The following is a 17,579-nucleotide window of genomic DNA, read 5'->3' as shown; positions in this document are numbered from 1 at the left end:
AGGGGAGGGTATGATGCGCATGATCGAGGCACGCGGACGGAAAACGAGGGCGCGGCGATGGCTCGCCGCCCTGGCGATGGGTTGGGGGATGATCGGGCTGATGCACGCCCCGGCCGAGGCCGGGCCGACCACGCTGGAGGCGACCTACTCGAGCGGTATTCAGAACGGCTGGGTGCGGGTGGAACGCTGGCGCGACACCAGCACGGCCTTCACCCAGGAGGCCTTTCCGCCCGACGGACGGGGCGATCAGACCGGCCAGCGCGCGACCTTCTTCGCCGACGCTTCGCCCCATTCGTCGAAATTCCTGATGTACTATGCGCCGGGTTGGAACATCGGGACCCGACCTGTCCCGGTCTTGCTGGTCCACGGGGCCAATCAGGACGCCGACATCGCCTGGGCCGATCCGAACGAGGCGGGCTCCTATGGCTGCGGTCGATCCTCCTGTCCGTCCACCGGCATGATGCAGTCGCTGTCGGGGGCTGGGTACAAGGTCTTCGCCGTCAACCTGCCGCACAAGAACGGCGACGGCTATTTCTGGTCGGAGCAGATCGCGGACGCCGTCGCCATCGTCAAAAGCCGCACCGGAGCCACCCAGGTCGATGTCGTCGCCTGGTCCAAGGCCGCGTCGAACGCCCGGATGTACGTCTCCAACGTCCGCAAGAGCTGGGGCACCGCCTATCGCGGCGACGTGCGTCGGCTGGTGCTTCTGGGCTCGGCCAACAACGGCATCGACCTGTCGTTCCGGCACGGATGGACCTTCAGCCTGGTGGTCTATCCGGAGTGCGGTGGGGTCATCAACGGCCCGACGCCGCACGACCATCTGGTCTGCTACGGCATCAATCGCGAGGGGGCGGAGTGGACCTATTCCTCGCCCTATTTTCCCGGCTCGGCCCAGCTGCTGAAGCGATGGGACGCGACCTACTCCCTGCCGACCTACGAGCAGGACTGGTACACCACCTTCCACGGTGGGCAGGGCTATTACAGCAGCGGGCCGGGGATCGACGCCTATCTGAGCCGCTCGCTGGTCAATGTGATCCGCAACGCGCCGTCGCCGTCCGGGGTCAGGGTCCACAATCTGTGCGGAAACCAGAACGACATCACCCTGCTGCACAACGAGCATACCGGCCCATCGGACGGGGTCGTCTTCATCCAGAGCTGCCGCGACATCGTCGGCGTCACCACCCACGGCGGCAGTGCGACGATCGCCGTCAACCACCTGGAACTGGGTTGGGAGCCCACCGCGATCTCGCAGGTCGCCTCCTGGCTCGCGGCGACCTGAACCCGTCGGGCTCCGCGCGACTTGGACCGTCCCGCGATGCGGGGCGGTTCTTTTTTTCTGGGCCATCCAAGGGCTAGCGAAAGAAGAAATGGCGCACCCATCAGGATTCGAACCTGAGACCTCTACCTTCGGAGGGTAGCGCTCTATCCAGCTGAGCTATGGGTGCCTGTTGCTTACGCAGTGCTTACGCGGAAAACCTGTAGGGTGGAAGCCTCAACGGTAACTCCCGCAAACCTTTGTAAACAAACTCCTTTTCTACGTCTCTCACAAACCAGCAGCCCTTGACTTCAGCCTTCGGAGGGCAGCACTCTATCCAGCTGAGCTACGGGTGCGTCGGCCGGCGCGACGCCGGAACAGGCCGCTTACAGCATGGCGCAAGCGGCCTCAATCCCGAATGCGCGATGCAAGCATGATGACGGCGCCGACCACTGCGTACAACGGCCTCAAGCAGCGCGAAGCGCGATAGGCCCAAAGGCAAAGCGATAGTGCGCTCGCGCCCTATTGCGCCGTCATGCCGCCGTCGATCTTGAACTCGGATCCCGTGACGAACTTGGATTCGTCGGACGCCAGATAGAGGACGCAATAGGCGACGTCGTCGGGTTCGCCGATCCGCTTCAGGGGGATGCCGCGCGCGAGACGCTCGTGCGCCTTGTCCTCGTCCCCGCCGGCCATGGCGATGAAGGGATCCAGGATCGGCGTCTTGATGAAGACGGGGTGGACCGAGTTGCAGCGCACGTTCCATTCGGCCTTGGCGGCCTCAAGCGCCAGGGTCTTGGTGTACATCCAGACCGCCGCCTTGGTGGCGTTATAGGCGCCCATGCCGGGGGCCGCCGCGAGCCCTGCGATCGAGGAGATGTTGATGATCGAGGCCGGAGCTGAGGCGCGCAGATGCGACATGGCGTGTTTGGCGCCCAGCATGATGGAACGCAGGTTGATCTCGTACTGACGCTGCCAGTTCTCGACCGTGTCCTGTTCGACGAAGGCCAGCGGGCCGCCGACGCCGGCGTTGTTGACCAACACCGACAGACCGCCGAGATCGGCCACGGCGGCGGCGATCACGCCTTCCCATTCAGCCTCGCTCGCCACGTCGTGGGAATAGGCGAAGGCGGCGTCCGGGATTTCCGCATTGATCCGGCTCGCCAGGGTCCGGGCGCGAGCGGCGTCGATGTCGGTGACGGCGACGCGGGCGCCTTCGCGGGCCAGCATGAAGGCCATGGCTTCACCCAGACCGCCGGCTGCGCCGGTGATCAGGGCCGTCTTGCCGGCGACACGGCCGGAACGCGCGGCGCCGCTCACGACTTCACCCCCATGCCGGCGGCGGCGGCATCAATGAAGCGGGCGAGGGTCACGTCCTTGTCCGTCACGCCATCGGCGTCGTGTGTGGTAAGCAGGATTTCGACGCGGTGGTAGACATTCGACCATTCGGGATGGTGGTCCATCTTGTCGGCCATCAGGGCGACGCGGGTCATGAAGCCGAAGGCGGCGTTGAAATCCGCGAACTTCAGCGTCCGCGTGATGGCCGGGCGATCGCCGTCATGCGCGCGCCAGGCGGGCAAATCCTTCAGCGTTTCCGCTACGTCAAGCCGTGTGTCGGTCATCGCGTTTCCTCTTTTTCCATTTTGCGTAGGGCGCCTGATGGGTGGCGGCAAGCGGCGAAGCCGTACGGATTTCGTCCAGGGAACCCATGGTCAAGCTTGTGCATTGATCGAGCAATGATCGTCGCTCTTCGGCGTCATCGGTCGCCAGCGGGGTTAGGATGGAAAATCTCTGGATCGCCGCCCTGGATGCGGCCGACCACAAGCGGATCGAACCGCATTTGAAAGAGCGCGAGATCACACGCGGCCAGATGCTTTATGACGCCGGCGAGGCGGTCGATCAGGTCTGGTTTCCGATCAAGGGCGTGGTGTCGCTGATGACCATCCTGCCGGATGACAAGATGGTGGAGACGGCGGCCATCGGGCGCGAAGGCCTGATCGGCGTGACCTGCGGACCCTTCAATGCGCGCGCGGCCAGCCGCGCCATTTCCCAACGCGACGGGATCGCAGCCCATTGCTCGGCCGAGGTGTTCGGCGAGGCGCTGGAAGACAGCGAGACGCTGCGAACGGCTCTGTCGCGCTTCACCGAAGGCTTGATGGCGCAGGTGCAGCAAGCGGCCGCCTGCAACGCCCAGCATCGGCTAGACGAACGGTTGGCCCGTTGGCTGTTGATGCTTCACGACCGGGCCGAGGATGATCGGATCGACCTGACCCAGGCCGATATCGCCGGCATGCTGGGCGTGCGTCGCGCCACGGTGTCGGAGGTCGGCACGGTGCTGGAGCGCAAGTCGTTGATCCAGCGGGGGCGGGGTTGGGTCAAGGTGCTGGATCGCGACGGCCTGGAGGCGGCGTCGTGCGGCTGTTATGGCCTGATGCGCGACGTGATGAGGGATTTGAAGCTGCCGCAGCCCGAAGCGGCCTGATCGGGTGTCTGATCGGATGACGGGGGCGCTGCGACGCGCTAGACGACGACTATGACCGACGCCTCTTCCCACGGCCCGCATTCGTCGGGTGATCGTTCCTCCTTCGGCTTTCGCGACGTGGATGCGCGCGAGAAGGTCAAGATGGTGCGCGGGGTCTTCGATTCCGTCGCCTCCAACTACGATGTGATGAACGACCTGATGAGCGTGGGCGTCCACCGCATCTGGAAGGACATCGCCGCCGCCAAGCTGAACCCGCGTCCGGGCGAGACCATTCTGGACGTCGCGGGCGGCACCGGCGACATGGCGCGGCGCTATTCCAAGATGGCGCGCGCAGCCCAGGAGCGGCGCGGGGGCGAGGACGCCAATGTCATCGTGCTGGACTACAACGCCGAGATGATCCTGGCGGGCGTCCAAAAAGGCGGCGAACCGGAGATGAGCTGGTCGGTCGGGGATGCGATGAACCTGCCGCTGCCGGACGCCTCGGTCGACGCCTATTCGATCAGTTTCGGCATCCGCAATGTGGCCCACATCGACAAGGCTCTGGCCGAGGCGCGCCGGGTGCTGAAGCCGGGCGGTCGGTTCCTGTGCCTGGAGTTTTCGCGCCCCACCACCATGCCGATCCGCAAGGTCTATGACGCCTGGTCCTTCCACGCCATTCCGCGCATCGGCGGCTGGGTCGCCAAGGATCGCGACAGCTATCAGTATCTGGTCGAGAGCATCCGTCGCTTCCCCGATCAGAATACGTTCAAGGGCATGATCGAGGACGCCGGCTTCCGCCGCGTGTCCGTCACCAACCTGTCGGGCGGGATCGCCGCCATTCATCATGGGTGGGCGATCTGACCAGCCGGATCTATCGCACGGCCCCGCCGCCGCCCGCGACGGTCGCGGTCCAGAACCCGGTTGCGTCCTTCCTGCGCCTGCTGGGCTGGCTGTGGGTCCTGGCGCGTCATGACGCCCTGATCCCGCGCGAGGTGACCTATCTGCTGCCGGCCTGGACGCGGCCGTTCGCCCGGTTCGTGCAACTGTTCTCAGGTCGGGCCGGGCGTCAGGGGCGGCCGGGCCAGAGGCTGGGCAAGGCATTCGAACATCTGGGCCCCGTGGCGATCAAACTGGGTCAGGTCCTGGCGACGCGCGCCGATATCTTCGGGCTGGAATTCGCGCGCGATCTTGGCCGGTTGAAGGACGCTCTGCCGCCGTTCTCTCTGGAAGAGGCGCGTCGCGAGATCGAGAAATCGCTGGGTCGGCCGGCCGAAAGCCTCTTCATCGACCTTAGCCCGCCGGTCGCCGCCGCCTCCCTGGCCCAGGCGCACCGCGCGACCCTGGCCGACGGGCGGGCCGTCGCGGTCAAGGTGCTGCGGCCGGGGGTCGAGCGGCGGGTCGCCAATGGCCTGGATTCAATGCGGCTGGCCGCGCGGCTCGTCTGGCGGCTCGTGCCGATGGCGCGGCGGCTGGAGCCGTCCGCCTTTGTCGAGACCATCGCCAACTCGCTGGATCTGGAGCTGGACATGCGGCTGGAGGCGGCCGCCGCCAGCGAGATGGCCGAGGTGCTGGCCAAGGACGGATATATGTCGGCCCCGGCCGTGATCTGGGACGGCGTCGGCAAGCGCGTGCTGACGCTGGAGTGGGCGCAGGGCGTCCCCATGACCGATCCGGCGCTGCTGGACCTCCCGGGCATCGACACCGATCAGCTGGCCGACAATGTCGTGCGCGCCTTCCTGGTTCAGGCATTGGACCACGGGGTGTTTCACGCCGATCTGCACGAGGGTAATCTGTTCGCCAGCGCGCCGGCGCATCTGACCGCCATCGACTTCGGCATCGTCGGACGCTTGGGACCGGCGGAGCGGCGCTATCTGGCGGAGATTCTGTGGGGCTTCATCAGCCGCGACTACGACCGGATTTCGCGCGTGCATTTCGAGGCCGGCTACGTCCCGCCGCACCACTCGGTGGAGACCTTCGCCCAGGCCCTGCGCGCGGTCGGCGAACCGGTGATCGGCCGTGCCGCCAGCCAGGTGTCGATGGGCCGTCTGCTGGGCCAGCTGTTCGAGATCACCGCCCTGTTCGACATGCGGCTGCGGCCCGAACTGATCCTGCTGCAAAAGACCATGGTCTCGGTCGAGGGGGTGGCGCGCCGGCTGCAGCCCGATCACGATCTGTGGAAGGCCGCCCAGCCGGTGGTCGAACGCTGGATCCGCCGCGAGCTGGGACCGCAGGCCCAGGCGCGTGATGCGATCAACGAAATGATCGCCGCCGCCCGCGCCATCTCGCGCCTGGTTCAGGAGCCGCCGCGCCCGGCGGCCGTGGTCATCGAAAAGTCGGGAACTCCGGCTTGGGTGGCGGCTTCAGTCACGGTCGCGGTCATCGCGGCCCTGGCGGCCCTGGGCCTTTCGCTCTGGCCCTATCTGACCTGACCGGAGCCTTCGCTATGAAGCCGACCCTGATGAAGACCGCTATCGCCGCCGCCGTGCTGCTGGCGCCCTTGCCCGCCTCGGCTCAGGCCGCCGCCGGCGCCGTGCCGAACGCCTTCGACCGCCCGGCTCAAACCGCAGCGCCTCAAGCGCGCCCCGCCGCTGCGCCCGCAACGGCGTCCGCCGCCCAGGCTCCCGACATCGCACGTTCGGAAGAGGCCTTGCGCGCCGTGATCGCCGGCGCCCAAGGGACGGGCTTTGACTATTCGGATTTCACGACGGGTCTCGGAACCCAGATCCGTCAGCAGGAGGCCCAGGTGGTCCCGCTGATCAAGGGCTTCGGCGCCGTGAAGACGGTCGAATACGTCAAGCAGGAAGGCGAGGCCCAGATGTTCAAGGTCACCTTCGACAATCAGGTCACCGAATGGCTGATCGGCTTCGACGCCGAGGACAAGATCGCCGCCCTGCTGTTCCGCCCGGCTCAGAGCTGATCGTCAGTCCAGCGACGGCCTGCCGCGCCCCGACTTGATCGAGGCGCGGGTCGTCTTTGCCTTGAGGCGACGTTCGTTCGACGCCTTGGTCGGCCGGGTCGGCACGCGATAGACGGGGCGGATCGAGGCCTCGTCAACCATGGTCTGAAGCCGGTCGATGGCGTCGGCGCGATTGCGCTCCTGGGTGCGATGACGAACGGCGGTGATCAGGATCACGCCTTCCAGCGTCAACCGACTGCCGGCCAGCTTCATCAGCCGCGCCTTGACCGGATCGGTCAGCGACGGCGAGTTCTTCACATCGAACCGCATCTGAACGGCGGTCGACACCTTGTTGACGTTCTGCCCGCCCGGACCGCCCGCGCGGTAGAAGTGAAACTCCAGTTCGTCCTCGGGGATGACGGTGGTCATGTCGCCGCCTTGCGCGCCTTGACCACAGCCTGATCCAAGGCCTGCAAGAAACGCGAACGATCGGCGGCCGAGAACGGCGGAGGGCCGGAGGTCGCCACACCCATCGACCGCAGATGCTCGCCCACCATTCGTCCCGCCAGGGCCGAGCCGATGGAGTCCGGGGTGAAGGGCTGTCCGTTCGACTTCAGCGCCTGGGCGCCCGACTTCAGACACCGGTCCGCCAAGGGGATATCGGCGGTGATGACCACGTCGCCCACGCCCGCCCGCTCAGCGATCCAGTCGTCGGCGATGTCGGGGCCGGCGTCCACCACCACCTGTTCGATCAGCGGCTCACGCGGAACCTGCATCCAGGTGTTGGAGACGACATAGGTCTTCAGCCCATAGCGGCGGGCGACGCGATACACCTCTTCCTTCACGGGGCAGGCGTCGGCGTCGATGTAAAGTACGGTGGGCATGGGCCTGACCTAGCGCGGACGCGGCCAATGAAAAAGGGCGGGACCGTCCGGCCCCGCCCTTTGCCTTCAGACCAAAGCGGTCCTTAGTTGCGATAGGCCGGCGGCATCGGCGTCTGCTGGCGATAGCGGTCGCGCAGCATCAGCGGGCGGCTGGTCAGGGGCTGTTCGACGCCATCGACGAAGACGGCCGACGGTTGGCTGAGCGGCTCCAGCGGATCGCCGGACCAGACCACCACGTCACCCGCTGCGCCCGGCGCGATCTGGCCGAACTGACCGGCCATGCCGAAGATCCTGGCCGGATTGACCGTCAGGGCGGCGATGGCGGCGCCGTAGGGCAGGCCGTGCGACACGGCGTTGCCGGCGTTGTAACGGGCCTCGCGGGCGCGGTGGGTCGAACCCTCATTGCCCTTGATGGCGATCAAGACACCCGCCGCATTCAGGGCCGCCGCATTCTCGGCCCGCGCCGCCCGCATCTCGAAATCGCTGGGCAGGTTGGAGATGGGGTTCAGCAGCACCGGCACGCCGGCCGCGGCGATGTCTCCGGCGACCAGCCAGCCCTCCTCGGCGCCGTCCAGAATCAGCTTGATCCCTTCTTCGCGCGCCAGGCGCAGCACCTGCTGAATGTCCGAGGCGCGGTGGACGGTCACGATCAGCGGCATCGTACCGTTGGCGACGGGAATTAAGGCCTCAAGATCGGCGCGCGACAGGCTGAGGTCACGTAGGCCCGCCCGCTCATAGGCCGACTTGTTGCGGGCATAGAGGCGGACCTCCGACAGCGTCTCCTTGAACAGCACGAACTGCGCCCCGCGCGCCCCGCCGGCGATGCCGGCGCCCGCTTCACCGAAGGGGGCGACCATGGCCACGCGCGGCTTGACCAGAATATTCGAGCCCTGGCCGAGGTTGATGATCGCCGCCTGACCTGCGAACAGGCCCGGCGTCTGATAGCCGCCATCGCCGGCGCCGGCCGTCTCGTCCTCATGGACGTGGCCGCCGGACGAGCCGGGGTGCTGTGGCACGACGATGGCGCGGGTGATGCCGCCCAACCGCGCGACCGGCAGGGTGAAGGACCAGGGGTCCAGGCCGTACGAGATGTCGAAGGCGGCGCTGAGCGTATTGGCGCTGTTGCGCAGTTCGTTGGTGCCGCTGACCGAACTGACCTCTGTCCCGGCCAGGCCGGAATCCACGGCGACGAAACCGGGCGCGACCGTCTTGCCCGCCGCGTCGACGACGCGGGCGCCGGGCGGCGCGCCGCCTGAGCCCACCGAGACGATCTTGCCGTCGCGCATCACGACCGTGCCGTTTTCGATGACGGAGTCGCCGGTCAGGATGCGCCCGCCGACAATGGCGACGGTTTCTTGCGCCATCGCAGGAACGGCGAGAGACAAGGCCGCGGCGGCGCCCGCGAGGATGTGAGACAGGCGCATCAGCGGGCTCCTTCCGTGACGTTGGCGGCGGTCAGGCCATAGCCCGGCTGACCCAGTTCGAAGTCGCTGGTCGGCTGATAGGCGGGGTTGCTGCGATCAAAGGTCAGGGCGCCGTCGATGAAGACCTGATCGGCGCGGGCGTAGATCGAGAAGGGATCGGCGCTCCAGATCACCACGTCGGCGCGCTTGCCGGGCTCCAACGACCCAGTCTGGTCGGCGATGCCGATGGCCTTGGCGGCGTTGGAGGTGATCCAGCCGATGGCGTGTTCTTCGGAAATGTTCAGCCCGGCGCGGCGACCGGCCGACAGGGCGGCGGCCGCTTCCTGGTTCAACCGCTGGGTCAGTTCGGCGTCGTCGGAGTGGATGACGGCGCACGATCCCTGCTGGGCGTCCACCAGGGCGGCGTTCTCCTCGATGGCGTCAAGGGCCTCCATCTTGAAGCCCCACCAGCCGGTCCACATGGCCGCGCAGATGCCGTTGGCGGCCAGTTGCGGCGCCAGTTTGTAGGCCTCGGTCGCGTGGTGGAAGGTCGTGATGCGGTAGCCGAACTCCTTGGCCATATCCATCATCAGCGCCATCTCGTCGGCGCGGTAGCAGTGGTTCTGGATCAGGATCGACCCGTCCAGCACGCCCATCAGGGTTTCGTTCTGCAGGTTGCGAGTCGGGGCGGCGCCTTCGCCGTCCTCGCGCCACTTGTCCCATTTGGCCTTGTAGTCGCGCGCGGCGATGAAGGCGGCGCGATAGCCGGCCATATTGCCCATGCCCGTCGCCGGGCTCTGGTTGCGCCCGCCATAGACGCGCGACGGGTTCTCGCCGCAGGCCATCTTGACCGTATAGGGGGCGGCCGGGAACTTTAGGCCCTGCATGGTGATCGAGGGCACGTTGCGGATCGTGACGCCCCTGCCGCCGAACAGATTGGCCGAGCCGGGCAGGATGTGAAGCGTGGTCACGCCGCCGGCGCGGGCGGTGTTGAAACCGGGGTCCTGGGGCCACAGCGAATGTTCGGCCCAGACCTGGGCGATGTTCGGGCTGGTCGCCTCGTTGCCGTCGCTCATGCCGCTGACGCCGGGCGACGGATAGACGCCCAGGTGGCTGTGCACGTCGATGACGCCGGGGGTGACATAGCGGCCGCGCGCCTCGACGACGCGATAGCCGGCCGGGACGGGGGTCGAGGCGTCGCCGACGGCGGCGATCTTTCCGTCCGTAACCACGACCACGCCGTTTTCGATCTTGCGATCCGTGCCGGTCAGGACGGTGGCGCCGACCACGGCGAAGTTCTCGCGCGGCAGGGGCTGATAGGTGGAGGGATAGGGATCCAGCGTCTTCGCGGGATCCAGGCCGGCGGCCAAGGTCCGGTCCCTCGACGGTTTCGCGGCCGTATCGTCAGGGGTCGAGCCGGTGGTGGCGCAGGCCGACAGGCCCAGCACGGCGCATGTAATGGCCGCGAGGCTGGCGCCCCGCAGATGATGTCCGATCATCGAAATCCCTCTCCCGCGATGCGTCAGCCCCGACGCCGCTTGTGACAGGCATAGAAGGGCGTTCGGCCGCGACCGTCAAAAGGTTTCGGCGTTCGTCTTCTGGACGCCTTGGCCCGCGACGGCTAACGGCAGGCGCATGAACGCCGATGACCGTCCTGAGGACGAAAACCCGCATCTCGACCGCCCGCTGCGATCGTTCGGCCGCATCAAGGCCCGCCCCATCAAGCCCCGCCAGGCGGCGCTGATGGAAACCCTGCTGCCCGAGATCGTCGTGCCCGATCCCAAGGCCGGGCCGCTGGACCCCAGGACGATGATGCCCGAGGCGACCGAGGTCTGGCTGGAGATCGGCTTCGGCGGCGGCGAGCATATGGCCGCCCAGGCGGCGACGCGGCCCGACGCCCTGGTGATCGGCTGCGAGCCCTTCCTGAACGGCGTCGCCTCGGCTCTGCGCCATGTCGAAGAGGGCGGACTGAAGAACGTCCGCATCCACGCTGACGACGCCCGCGACCTGGTCGACGCCCTGCCGGACGCCTCGATCGACCGGGTTCTGATCCTGTTCCCCGACCCCTGGCACAAGGCGCGCCATAACAAGCGCCGCCTGCTGCAGGACGAGACGGCCCAGGCCTTCGCGCGCATTCTGAAGCCCGGCGGGACCCTGCGCTTCGTCACTGACTGGCTGGACTACGCCGAATGGGCGTTGGAGCGGCTGAACCGCACGCCGGGTCTGGAGCGAATGGGTCCGGCCGATCAGGACTGGTTCGTTCCACCGGCAGACCACGTCGTCACCCGTTACGAAGAAAAGAAGCTGGGCGACACGACGCCTGTGTTTCTGGAGTTCCGCCGCCTAGCGTGAGGCGGCAGACGCGGCGTGGACCGAAAAAGGCTGACAAGCGGATGTGAAGGGCCTATATGGCCCCCACATCGTTAGACCGGCGTCCAACGGCGTCGTTCCCAGCGGCGGCCCGGACGGACCGCCGCTTTTGTTTTGGATAGTCGTCGCTTGCGCGCAAGAACCGCCCAGGATCGCCAACTGCTGGACCTGATCGACCCCATCGCGGAGTCATTGGGCCTGGATGTCGTGCGCGTTCGTCTGATGACCGGCTCCAAGCGTCAGCGCCTCCAGATCATGGCTGAGCGGCCGTCCGATCACGACATCTCGGTCGAACAATGCGCCAAGTTGAGCCGCGCGGTGTCGGAAGTGTTCGACGCCGCCGACCCCATCCCCGGCGAATATATGCTGGAGGTTTCGTCGCCCGGCATCGACCGGCCCCTGACCCGTCCCATCGACTTCGACCTGTTCGAGGGCGAGGAGGCGCGTCTGGAAACCGACCGGATGATCGAGGGCCGCAAGCGGTTCAAGGGCGTGCTGGCCGGCTATGAGGACGGCAACGTCCTGATCGACCTGGACGGTGAGGACGACACCGCCCTAATCCCCTTCGACTGGTTGGCCGACGCGAAGCTGGTCCTGACCGACGCCCTGATGAAACGGGGCGCCGCCATTCGCGCCGCGCGCGGCGAACCTGAAGACGACGGCCTTCCCGAAGGGGAAGCGTCCGACCTGACAACCGACACCACGACCCCTTCTGAGGACAACGCCTGATGGCCGTCACCGGTATTTCCGCCAACCGCCTCGAACTGCTGCAGATCGCCGACGCCGTCGCTCGCGAGAAGAACATCGAGCGCGAGATCGTTATCGAAGCGATCGAAGAAGCGATCCAGAAGGGCGCCAAGTCGCGCTACGGCGCGCACCACGACATCCGCGCCAAGATCGACCACAAGACCGGCGAACTATCGCTGACCCGTCACGTCACCATCGTCGAGGACGACTGGATGCCGGAAGACGAGCTGGAGGAATTCAACGACAGCGCCATGGTGCGCCTGAAGGACGCCTCCAAGCGCGATCCGGAGGCGGTGGTCGGCAAGGAATACGTCGAGAACCTGCCGCCGTTCGAGTTCGGTCGCGTTCAGACCCAGATGGCCCGCCAGGTCGTGACCGGCAAGGTCCGCGAGGCTGAGCGCGCCAACCAGTACGAAGAGTTCAAGGATCGCGTCGGCGAGATCGTCAACGGCACGGTCAAGCGCGTCGAATACGGCAACACCATCGTCGACCTGGGCCGGGGCGAAGGCGTTATGCGCCGCGATCAGTCCATCCCGCGCGAAGTGTTCAATATCGGCGACCGCATCCGGACCTACATCTACGACGTCCGCCCCGAGGCCAAAGGCCCGCAGGTCATGCTGTCGCGCGCCCACCCCGGCTTCATGGCCAAGCTGTTCGCCCAGGAAGTGCCTGAAGTTTATGACGGCGTGATCGAGATTCGCGCCGCCGCCCGTGACTCGGGTTCGCGCGCCAAGATGGCCGTCCTGTCGAACGACAGCTCCATCGACCCCGTCGGCGCTTGCGTCGGTATGCGCGGCTCGCGCGTTCAGGCGGTCGTCGCCGAACTGCAGGGCGAGAAGATCGACATCATCCAGTGGAATCCGGACGAGCCGACCTTCATCGTCAACGCCCTGGCTCCTGCCGAAGTCTCCAAGGTCGTGCTCGACGAAGAAGCCGGCCGCGTCGAAGTGGTCGTGCCGGACGAGCAGCTGTCGCTGGCCATCGGCCGTCGCGGCCAGAACGTGCGTCTGGCCAGCCAGCTGACCGGCTGGCAGATCGACATCATCACCGAAAGCCAGGACTCCGAGCGTCGTCAGCGCGAGTTCGCCGAGCGCACCGGCCTGTTCCAGGAAGCCCTGGACGTCGACGAAGTCATCGCCCAGCTGCTGGTCACCGAAGGCTTCGCCACGGTCGAGGACCTGGCCTATGTCGACGCTTACGAAGTCTCGGAAATCGAAGGCTTCGACGAAGAGACCGCCGAAGAGCTTCAGGCCCGCGCCCGCGAATATCTGGATAAGAAGGCCGCCGAGCTGGACGCCAAGCGCGTCGAACTGGGCGTCGAGGACGGCGTGCTTCAGGTGCCGGGCGTGACGCTGGCCATGGCCGTCGCCCTGGGCGAAGGCGGCGTGAAGACGGTCGAGGATCTGGCCGACCTGGCCACCGACGAAATCCGCGGCGGCTATGAGGTCAAGAACGGCGAGCGGGTGAAGGTCCCCGGCGTTCTGGAAAGCTTCAACCTGGCCCAGGAAGACGCCGAGCTGCTGATCCTGCAGGCGCGCGTCGCCGCCGGCTGGATCGACGCTTCGGAACTGCAGCAGCCCGAGCCGGAAGACTACGAAGAAGAGGGCGATTACGCCGAGGGCGAATACGATCCGGACCAGGTGTTCGGCGACGCGCCTGCCGAAGACGACGCGGCCGAGGGCGAAGAGTCCGACGCCGAACCGTCGAACGCGTGATGGGAGCGTCGGGGAGAACTTGGGCCGCATATGAGCTTGCGCGACGCAACGATCGATAGGGAACGCCGGGACCTCGTCTCTCACGAGGTCATGGACGAATCTCGTCTGATCCGTTTCGTCGCCGGGCCCGATGGCCAGGTGGTCCCCGACCTGGGCAGGAAACTGCCCGGACGCGGCCTGTGGGTCGAAGCCAGCCGCGCCTCGGTCGAGGCGGCGGTCAAGAAGAACGGCTTCACTCGCGCGGCCAAGACCAAATTGACCGCCCCGGCCGACCTGGCCGATGTCGTCGAACGGCTGCTGGCAAGGCGCTGTCTCGACCAGCTGGGTCTTGCCCGGCGCGAAGGCGTTCTTATATCCGGCTTCGAAAAAACCGCGACGAGCCTGCGTGCGGGCAAGGCCGCCTGGGTGCTGGAAGCCGCCGATGGCTCGGCCGACGGGCGCGGAAAGATCCTCGCCCTGGCCCGTCATCAGACCGCCAAGATCTGCGGCGCGTTCACGGCGGACGATTTGAGTTTGGCCCTTGGGCTGGAAAATGCGATACACGCCGTCCTGCTTGCGGGCGGACGCGCCGATCGGTGGACCATCGAGGTCGAACGACTGGCTGGATTTCGGCCGCTTCGCCCCCCTCACTGGGATGTTTCCAGTGTCGAGGACGGATCGGCGGGAGAACCCCCGACAGGGGCGAGTTGAGGATTTTAGCGGCCGAGGGCCTGTCTCCAAGGGCGGAGACGGGCTCACGGTCGTTCATGGGTATTAGATGAGGACGGCGGGCCTTTCCGCCCCGAGTAAAGCGACCGGATGAGCGACGAAAACGACAAGACCAACCAAGGCCAGGGCAACACGGGCGGCACGCCGTCCCAGACGGGGCCGCGCGCTCCGCTGAGCCTGAAGCCGCGCGTTGTGGGATCGGTGCCGACCGGCACCGTGAAGCAGAGCTTCAGCCATGGCCGATCCAAGACGGTGGTGGTCGAGACCAAGCGCCGCGCCGGCGCCGGCGGGCCGCAACGCCCGCAGGGCTTCGATGTCGCACGTCCTCAACAGGCCGCTCAGGCGCCGCGTCCGCAAGGTCCGCGTCCGTCGCAACCCGCCGGCGGCGCCCTGTCGGCCGAGGAGCAGGAAGCGCGCCGCCGCGCCATCGCCTTGGCCACCCAGGCGAACGCCGCCAAGGCCGCAGCCGAAGCCGCCGCCAAGGCCGCTGCAGACGCCGCCGCCCGCGAGCAGGCCGCCGCCACCGAGCGCGCCGCCCAGGCCGCCCGTGACGAGGCCGCCGCCGCCAAGGCCGCCGCAGAAGCCGCCCGCGCCGAAGCCGCCAAGCTGACGGCCGCTGCGCCCGCCGCGCCGGCCAAGCCTGCGCCCAAGCCGGCCGCGCCGGTCGCGGCTGCGCCGACTCCCACGCCCGCCGCGCCGGCTCCGACACCCGCTCCCGCTCGTCCGGCCGCTCCGGCTCGCCCGGTGGTCAACTTCGGCCAGCGCGTGCCCAAGCCCGGCAACCCCCAACGCGCTGCGCCCGAGCGTCCGGCCTTCGGCGGCCGTTCGGCCCGCGAGCAGGCGATGGGCGGCGGCGATCGCGCCTATTCGGACCGTCCGCAGAGCGATCGCCCGCAAGGCGATCGTCCGCAGGGCGCCCGTTCCGGTCCTGGCGGCCAGCGTCCGCAAGGCGCCAAGCCCGCCGAGCCCGTCCGCTATTCGGCCCTGAACCCGCGCCCGGCGCCCGGCGCCGCGCGTCCTGGCGGTCCTCGCACCGGCCCTGGTGGTCGCGCCGCCCCGAACGCCCCGCCGGCCGAGGCCAATGTTTTGCGTCCGGCCCGTGCGCCCGGCGCCGGCTTCGGTCGTCCGGCCGGTCGTGACGACGATCGCGAGAAGCGTTTCTCCGACGCCGGCAAGGCGGTCAGCCGCACGCGCGGCGAGCCCAAGCGCCGCGAAGGCCGCATGACCATCCAGTCCGTGGTCGGCGACGGCGACGCCGCCGAGCGGATGCGCTCGCTGGCCTCGGTCCGCCGCGCCCGCGAACGCGAGAAGGAAAAGCGCAAAGGCGGTTCGACCGATGCGCCCAACCGTCCGCGCGAAGTCGTCATTCCCGACGTCATCACCGTGCAGGAGCTGTCCAACCGGATGGCCGTGCGCGGCGTCGACATCATCAAGTTCCTGATGAAGCAGGGCCTGATGATGAAGATCAACGACGTGATCGATTCCGACACCGCCGAACTGGTGGCCGAAGAGTTCGGCATGGCCGTCAAGCGCGTCTCGGAATCCGACATCGAAACCGGCTTCCTGGGCGAGGCCGACGATGCGGACGCCTCCGACACCCGCGCGCCGGTCGTGGCCATCATGGGCCACGTCGACCACGGCAAGACCTCGCTGCTCGACGCCCTGCGCACGACCGACGTCGCCGGCGGCGAAGCCGGCGGCATCACCCAGCACATCGGCGCCTATCAGGTTCGCCTGCCGGACGACCAGAAGGTCACCTTCCTGGACACCCCGGGCCACGCCGCCTTCTCGGCCATGCGGGCGCGCGGCGCCAATGTGACCGACATCGTGGTCCTGGTCGTCGCCGCCGACGACGGCGTCATGCCGCAGACCATCGAAGCCATCCAACACGCCAAGGCGGCCAACGCACCCCTGATCGTGGCGGTCAACAAGATGGATAAGCCCGGCGCCACGTCGCAGAAGGTCGTCAACGAGCTGCTGCAGTACGAAGTCATCGCCGAAAGCCTGGGCGGCGACACCCAGATCATCGAGGTTTCGGCCAAGGAGCGGATGAACCTCGACGGCCTGCTGGAAGCCATCCTGATCCAGGCCGAGGTCATGGACCTGCGCGCCAACGCCGATCGTTCGGCCGAGGGCGTGGTCATCGAGGCCAAGCTGGACAAGGGTCGCGGTCCGGTCGGCACCGTGCTGGTCAAGCGCGGCACGCTGAAGCGCGGCGACATCGTCGTCGCCGGCGGATCGTGGGGCAAGGTTCGCGCCCTGCTGAACGAGCGCAACGAGCAACTGACCGAAGCCGGTCCGTCGGTTCCGGTCGAGATCCTGGGTCTGGACGAGGCGCCGTCGCCGGGTGATGTCTTCGCCGTGGTGGACTCCGAGGCCCGCGCTCGCGAGCTGACCGAATACCGTCAGCGGGTGAAGCGCGAGAAGGCCCAGGTCTCGGGCGGCTCGGTGTCGCTGGTCGATATGATGGCCAAGCTGGGCTCCAAGAAGATCAGCGAACTGCCGGTGGTCATCAAGGCCGACGTGCAGGGCTCGGGCGAAGCCATCTCCGCCTCGCTGGAGAAGATGGGCAACGACGAGGTCCGCGCCCGGATCGTCTATGCCGGCGCCGGCGGCATCACCGAGAGCGACGTCAATCTGGCCAAGTCGGCCGGCGCGCCGATCCTCGGCTTCAACGTCCGCGCCTCGAAACAGGCGCGCGATCTGGCCGAGCGCGAAGGGGTCGAAATCCGCTACTACTCGATCATCTACGACCTGCTGGACGACATGAAGGGCGTGCTTTCGGGCATGCTGGCGCCGCTGCAACGCGAAACCTTCCTGGGCAACGCCCAAGTGCTTCAGGTCTTCGACATCTCCAAGATCGGCAAGATCGCGGGCTGCCGCGTCACCGAAGGCGTGGTTCGCAAGGGCGCGCGCGTCCGCATCATCCGCGACGACGTGGTGGTGCTGGAACTGGGCGTGCTCAACACGCTCAAGCGCTTCAAGGACGAGGTCAACGAGGTGCCTTCGGGCCAGGAGTGCGGCATGCAGTTCCAGGGCTTCCAGGACATCAAGGAAGGCGACTACATCGAGTGCTTCACGGTTGAAGAGATCAAGCGCACGCTGGACTAGTTCCTGTCGCGAGCACGAAAGGCCAAGGC

The 17,579-nt window shown here is 67.3% G+C and carries 16 protein-coding genes and 1 tRNA gene; 10 read left to right on the top strand and 7 right to left on the bottom strand.

Annotation, left to right across the window (positions count from 1 at the left end; all coding sequences use genetic code 11):
* Nucleotides 1-19 precede the first annotated feature (19 nt).
* A complete protein-coding gene (locus ABIB58_RS13550) occupies nt 20-1,279 on the top strand; it encodes an esterase/lipase family protein (RefSeq protein WP_293826259.1) in 1,260 nt (419 codons plus the stop codon).
* Between the two features lie 89 nt (nt 1,280-1,368).
* On the opposite strand, the gene ABIB58_RS13545 is transcribed toward ABIB58_RS13550, so the two are convergent.
* The 3 genes from ABIB58_RS13545 to ABIB58_RS13535 all read right to left on the bottom strand — a co-directional run bounded on the left by ABIB58_RS13545 (nt 1,369) and on the right by ABIB58_RS13535 (nt 2,877).
* Nucleotides 1,369-1,445, bottom strand: a tRNA-Arg gene (locus ABIB58_RS13545).
* Nucleotides 1,446-1,777: 332 nt separating this feature from the next.
* A complete protein-coding gene (locus tag ABIB58_RS13540; RefSeq protein ID WP_265150699.1) occupies nt 1,778-2,575 on the bottom strand; it encodes an SDR family oxidoreductase in 798 nt (265 codons plus the stop codon).
* Nucleotides 2,572-2,877, bottom strand: coding sequence for a 4a-hydroxytetrahydrobiopterin dehydratase (locus tag ABIB58_RS13535; RefSeq protein WP_265150700.1), 306 nt, complete (start codon nt 2,875-2,877; stop codon nt 2,572-2,574). The genes ABIB58_RS13540 and ABIB58_RS13535 overlap by 4 nt, the downstream gene beginning before the upstream one ends.
* A gap of 158 nt (nt 2,878-3,035) precedes the next feature.
* On the opposite strand from ABIB58_RS13535, the gene ABIB58_RS13530 reads away from it, so the two are divergent.
* Genes ABIB58_RS13530 through ABIB58_RS13515 form a run of 4 tightly spaced genes read left to right on the top strand, consistent with a single transcriptional unit; the run spans nt 3,036 to nt 6,633 of the window.
* A complete protein-coding gene (locus tag ABIB58_RS13530) occupies nt 3,036-3,737 on the top strand; it encodes a Crp/Fnr family transcriptional regulator (RefSeq protein WP_354041544.1) in 702 nt (233 codons plus the stop codon).
* 51 nt (nt 3,738-3,788) lie between these two features.
* The gene (locus tag ABIB58_RS13525; RefSeq protein WP_265150702.1) at nt 3,789-4,577 is read left to right on the top strand and encodes a class I SAM-dependent methyltransferase; all 789 of its coding nucleotides are present in this window, start codon (nt 3,789-3,791) and stop codon (nt 4,575-4,577) included.
* A complete protein-coding gene (gene ubiB, locus ABIB58_RS13520) occupies nt 4,565-6,145 on the top strand; it encodes a 2-polyprenylphenol 6-hydroxylase (protein WP_265150703.1) in 1,581 nt (526 codons plus the stop codon). Before ABIB58_RS13525 ends, ubiB begins: the two co-directional genes overlap by 13 nt.
* A gap of 14 nt (nt 6,146-6,159) precedes the next feature.
* The gene (locus tag ABIB58_RS13515; protein ID WP_265150704.1) at nt 6,160-6,633 is read left to right on the top strand and encodes a hypothetical protein; all 474 of its coding nucleotides are present in this window, start codon (nt 6,160-6,162) and stop codon (nt 6,631-6,633) included.
* Nucleotides 6,634-6,636: 3 nt separating this feature from the next.
* Here the strand turns inward: ABIB58_RS13515 and arfB are convergent, their stop codons facing one another.
* From arfB to ABIB58_RS13495, 4 genes are all read right to left on the bottom strand, one after another.
* Nucleotides 6,637-7,041, bottom strand: coding sequence for an alternative ribosome rescue aminoacyl-tRNA hydrolase ArfB (gene arfB, locus ABIB58_RS13510; RefSeq protein WP_265150705.1), 405 nt, complete (start codon nt 7,039-7,041; stop codon nt 6,637-6,639).
* Complete coding sequence (locus ABIB58_RS13505) at nt 7,038-7,496, bottom strand: YaiI/YqxD family protein (protein WP_055809473.1); 459 nt, start codon at nt 7,494-7,496, stop codon at nt 7,038-7,040. The genes arfB and ABIB58_RS13505 overlap by 4 nt, the downstream gene beginning before the upstream one ends.
* An 83-nt stretch (nt 7,497-7,579) precedes the next feature.
* Entirely contained in the window at nt 7,580-8,920 is a 1,341-nt protein-coding gene (locus ABIB58_RS13500; RefSeq protein WP_045811814.1) for an amidohydrolase family protein, read from the bottom strand.
* Complete coding sequence (locus tag ABIB58_RS13495; RefSeq protein ID WP_354041534.1) at nt 8,920-10,398, bottom strand: amidohydrolase; 1,479 nt, start codon at nt 10,396-10,398, stop codon at nt 8,920-8,922. The genes ABIB58_RS13500 and ABIB58_RS13495 overlap by 1 nt, the downstream gene beginning before the upstream one ends.
* 136 nt (nt 10,399-10,534) lie before the next feature.
* Between ABIB58_RS13495 and trmB the strand changes: the two genes are divergently transcribed.
* From trmB to infB, 5 genes are all read left to right on the top strand, one after another.
* A complete protein-coding gene (trmB, locus tag ABIB58_RS13490) occupies nt 10,535-11,251 on the top strand; it encodes a tRNA (guanosine(46)-N7)-methyltransferase TrmB (RefSeq protein WP_045811816.1) in 717 nt (238 codons plus the stop codon).
* 147 nt (nt 11,252-11,398) lie between these two features.
* Nucleotides 11,399-11,998: a ribosome maturation factor RimP gene (gene rimP / locus ABIB58_RS13485; protein WP_039247144.1), complete on the top strand. Its 600-nt coding sequence runs from the start codon at nt 11,399-11,401 to the stop codon at nt 11,996-11,998.
* On the top strand, nt 11,998-13,731 hold the full coding sequence (nusA, locus tag ABIB58_RS13480) for a transcription termination factor NusA (protein WP_354041527.1): 1,734 nt from the start codon (nt 11,998-12,000) through the stop codon (nt 13,729-13,731). The genes rimP and nusA overlap by 1 nt, the downstream gene beginning before the upstream one ends.
* Nucleotides 13,732-13,761: 30 nt before the next feature.
* Complete coding sequence (locus ABIB58_RS13475) at nt 13,762-14,421, top strand: RNA-binding protein (protein WP_045811818.1); 660 nt, start codon at nt 13,762-13,764, stop codon at nt 14,419-14,421.
* A gap of 108 nt (nt 14,422-14,529) precedes the next feature.
* Nucleotides 14,530-17,550 (top strand): translation initiation factor IF-2, encoded by a 3,021-nt coding sequence (gene infB, locus ABIB58_RS13470; RefSeq protein ID WP_354041522.1) that lies wholly within the window; start codon nt 14,530-14,532, stop codon nt 17,548-17,550.
* The last annotated feature ends 29 nt before the right edge of the window (nt 17,551-17,579 follow it).

The sequence above is a fragment of the Brevundimonas sp. UYEF29 genome (genome assembly GCF_040546195.1).
Taxonomy (GTDB): Bacteria; Pseudomonadota; Alphaproteobacteria; order Caulobacterales; family Caulobacteraceae; genus Brevundimonas; species Brevundimonas huaxiensis.
This window is presented reverse-complemented; position numbering and strand designations above follow the sequence as displayed.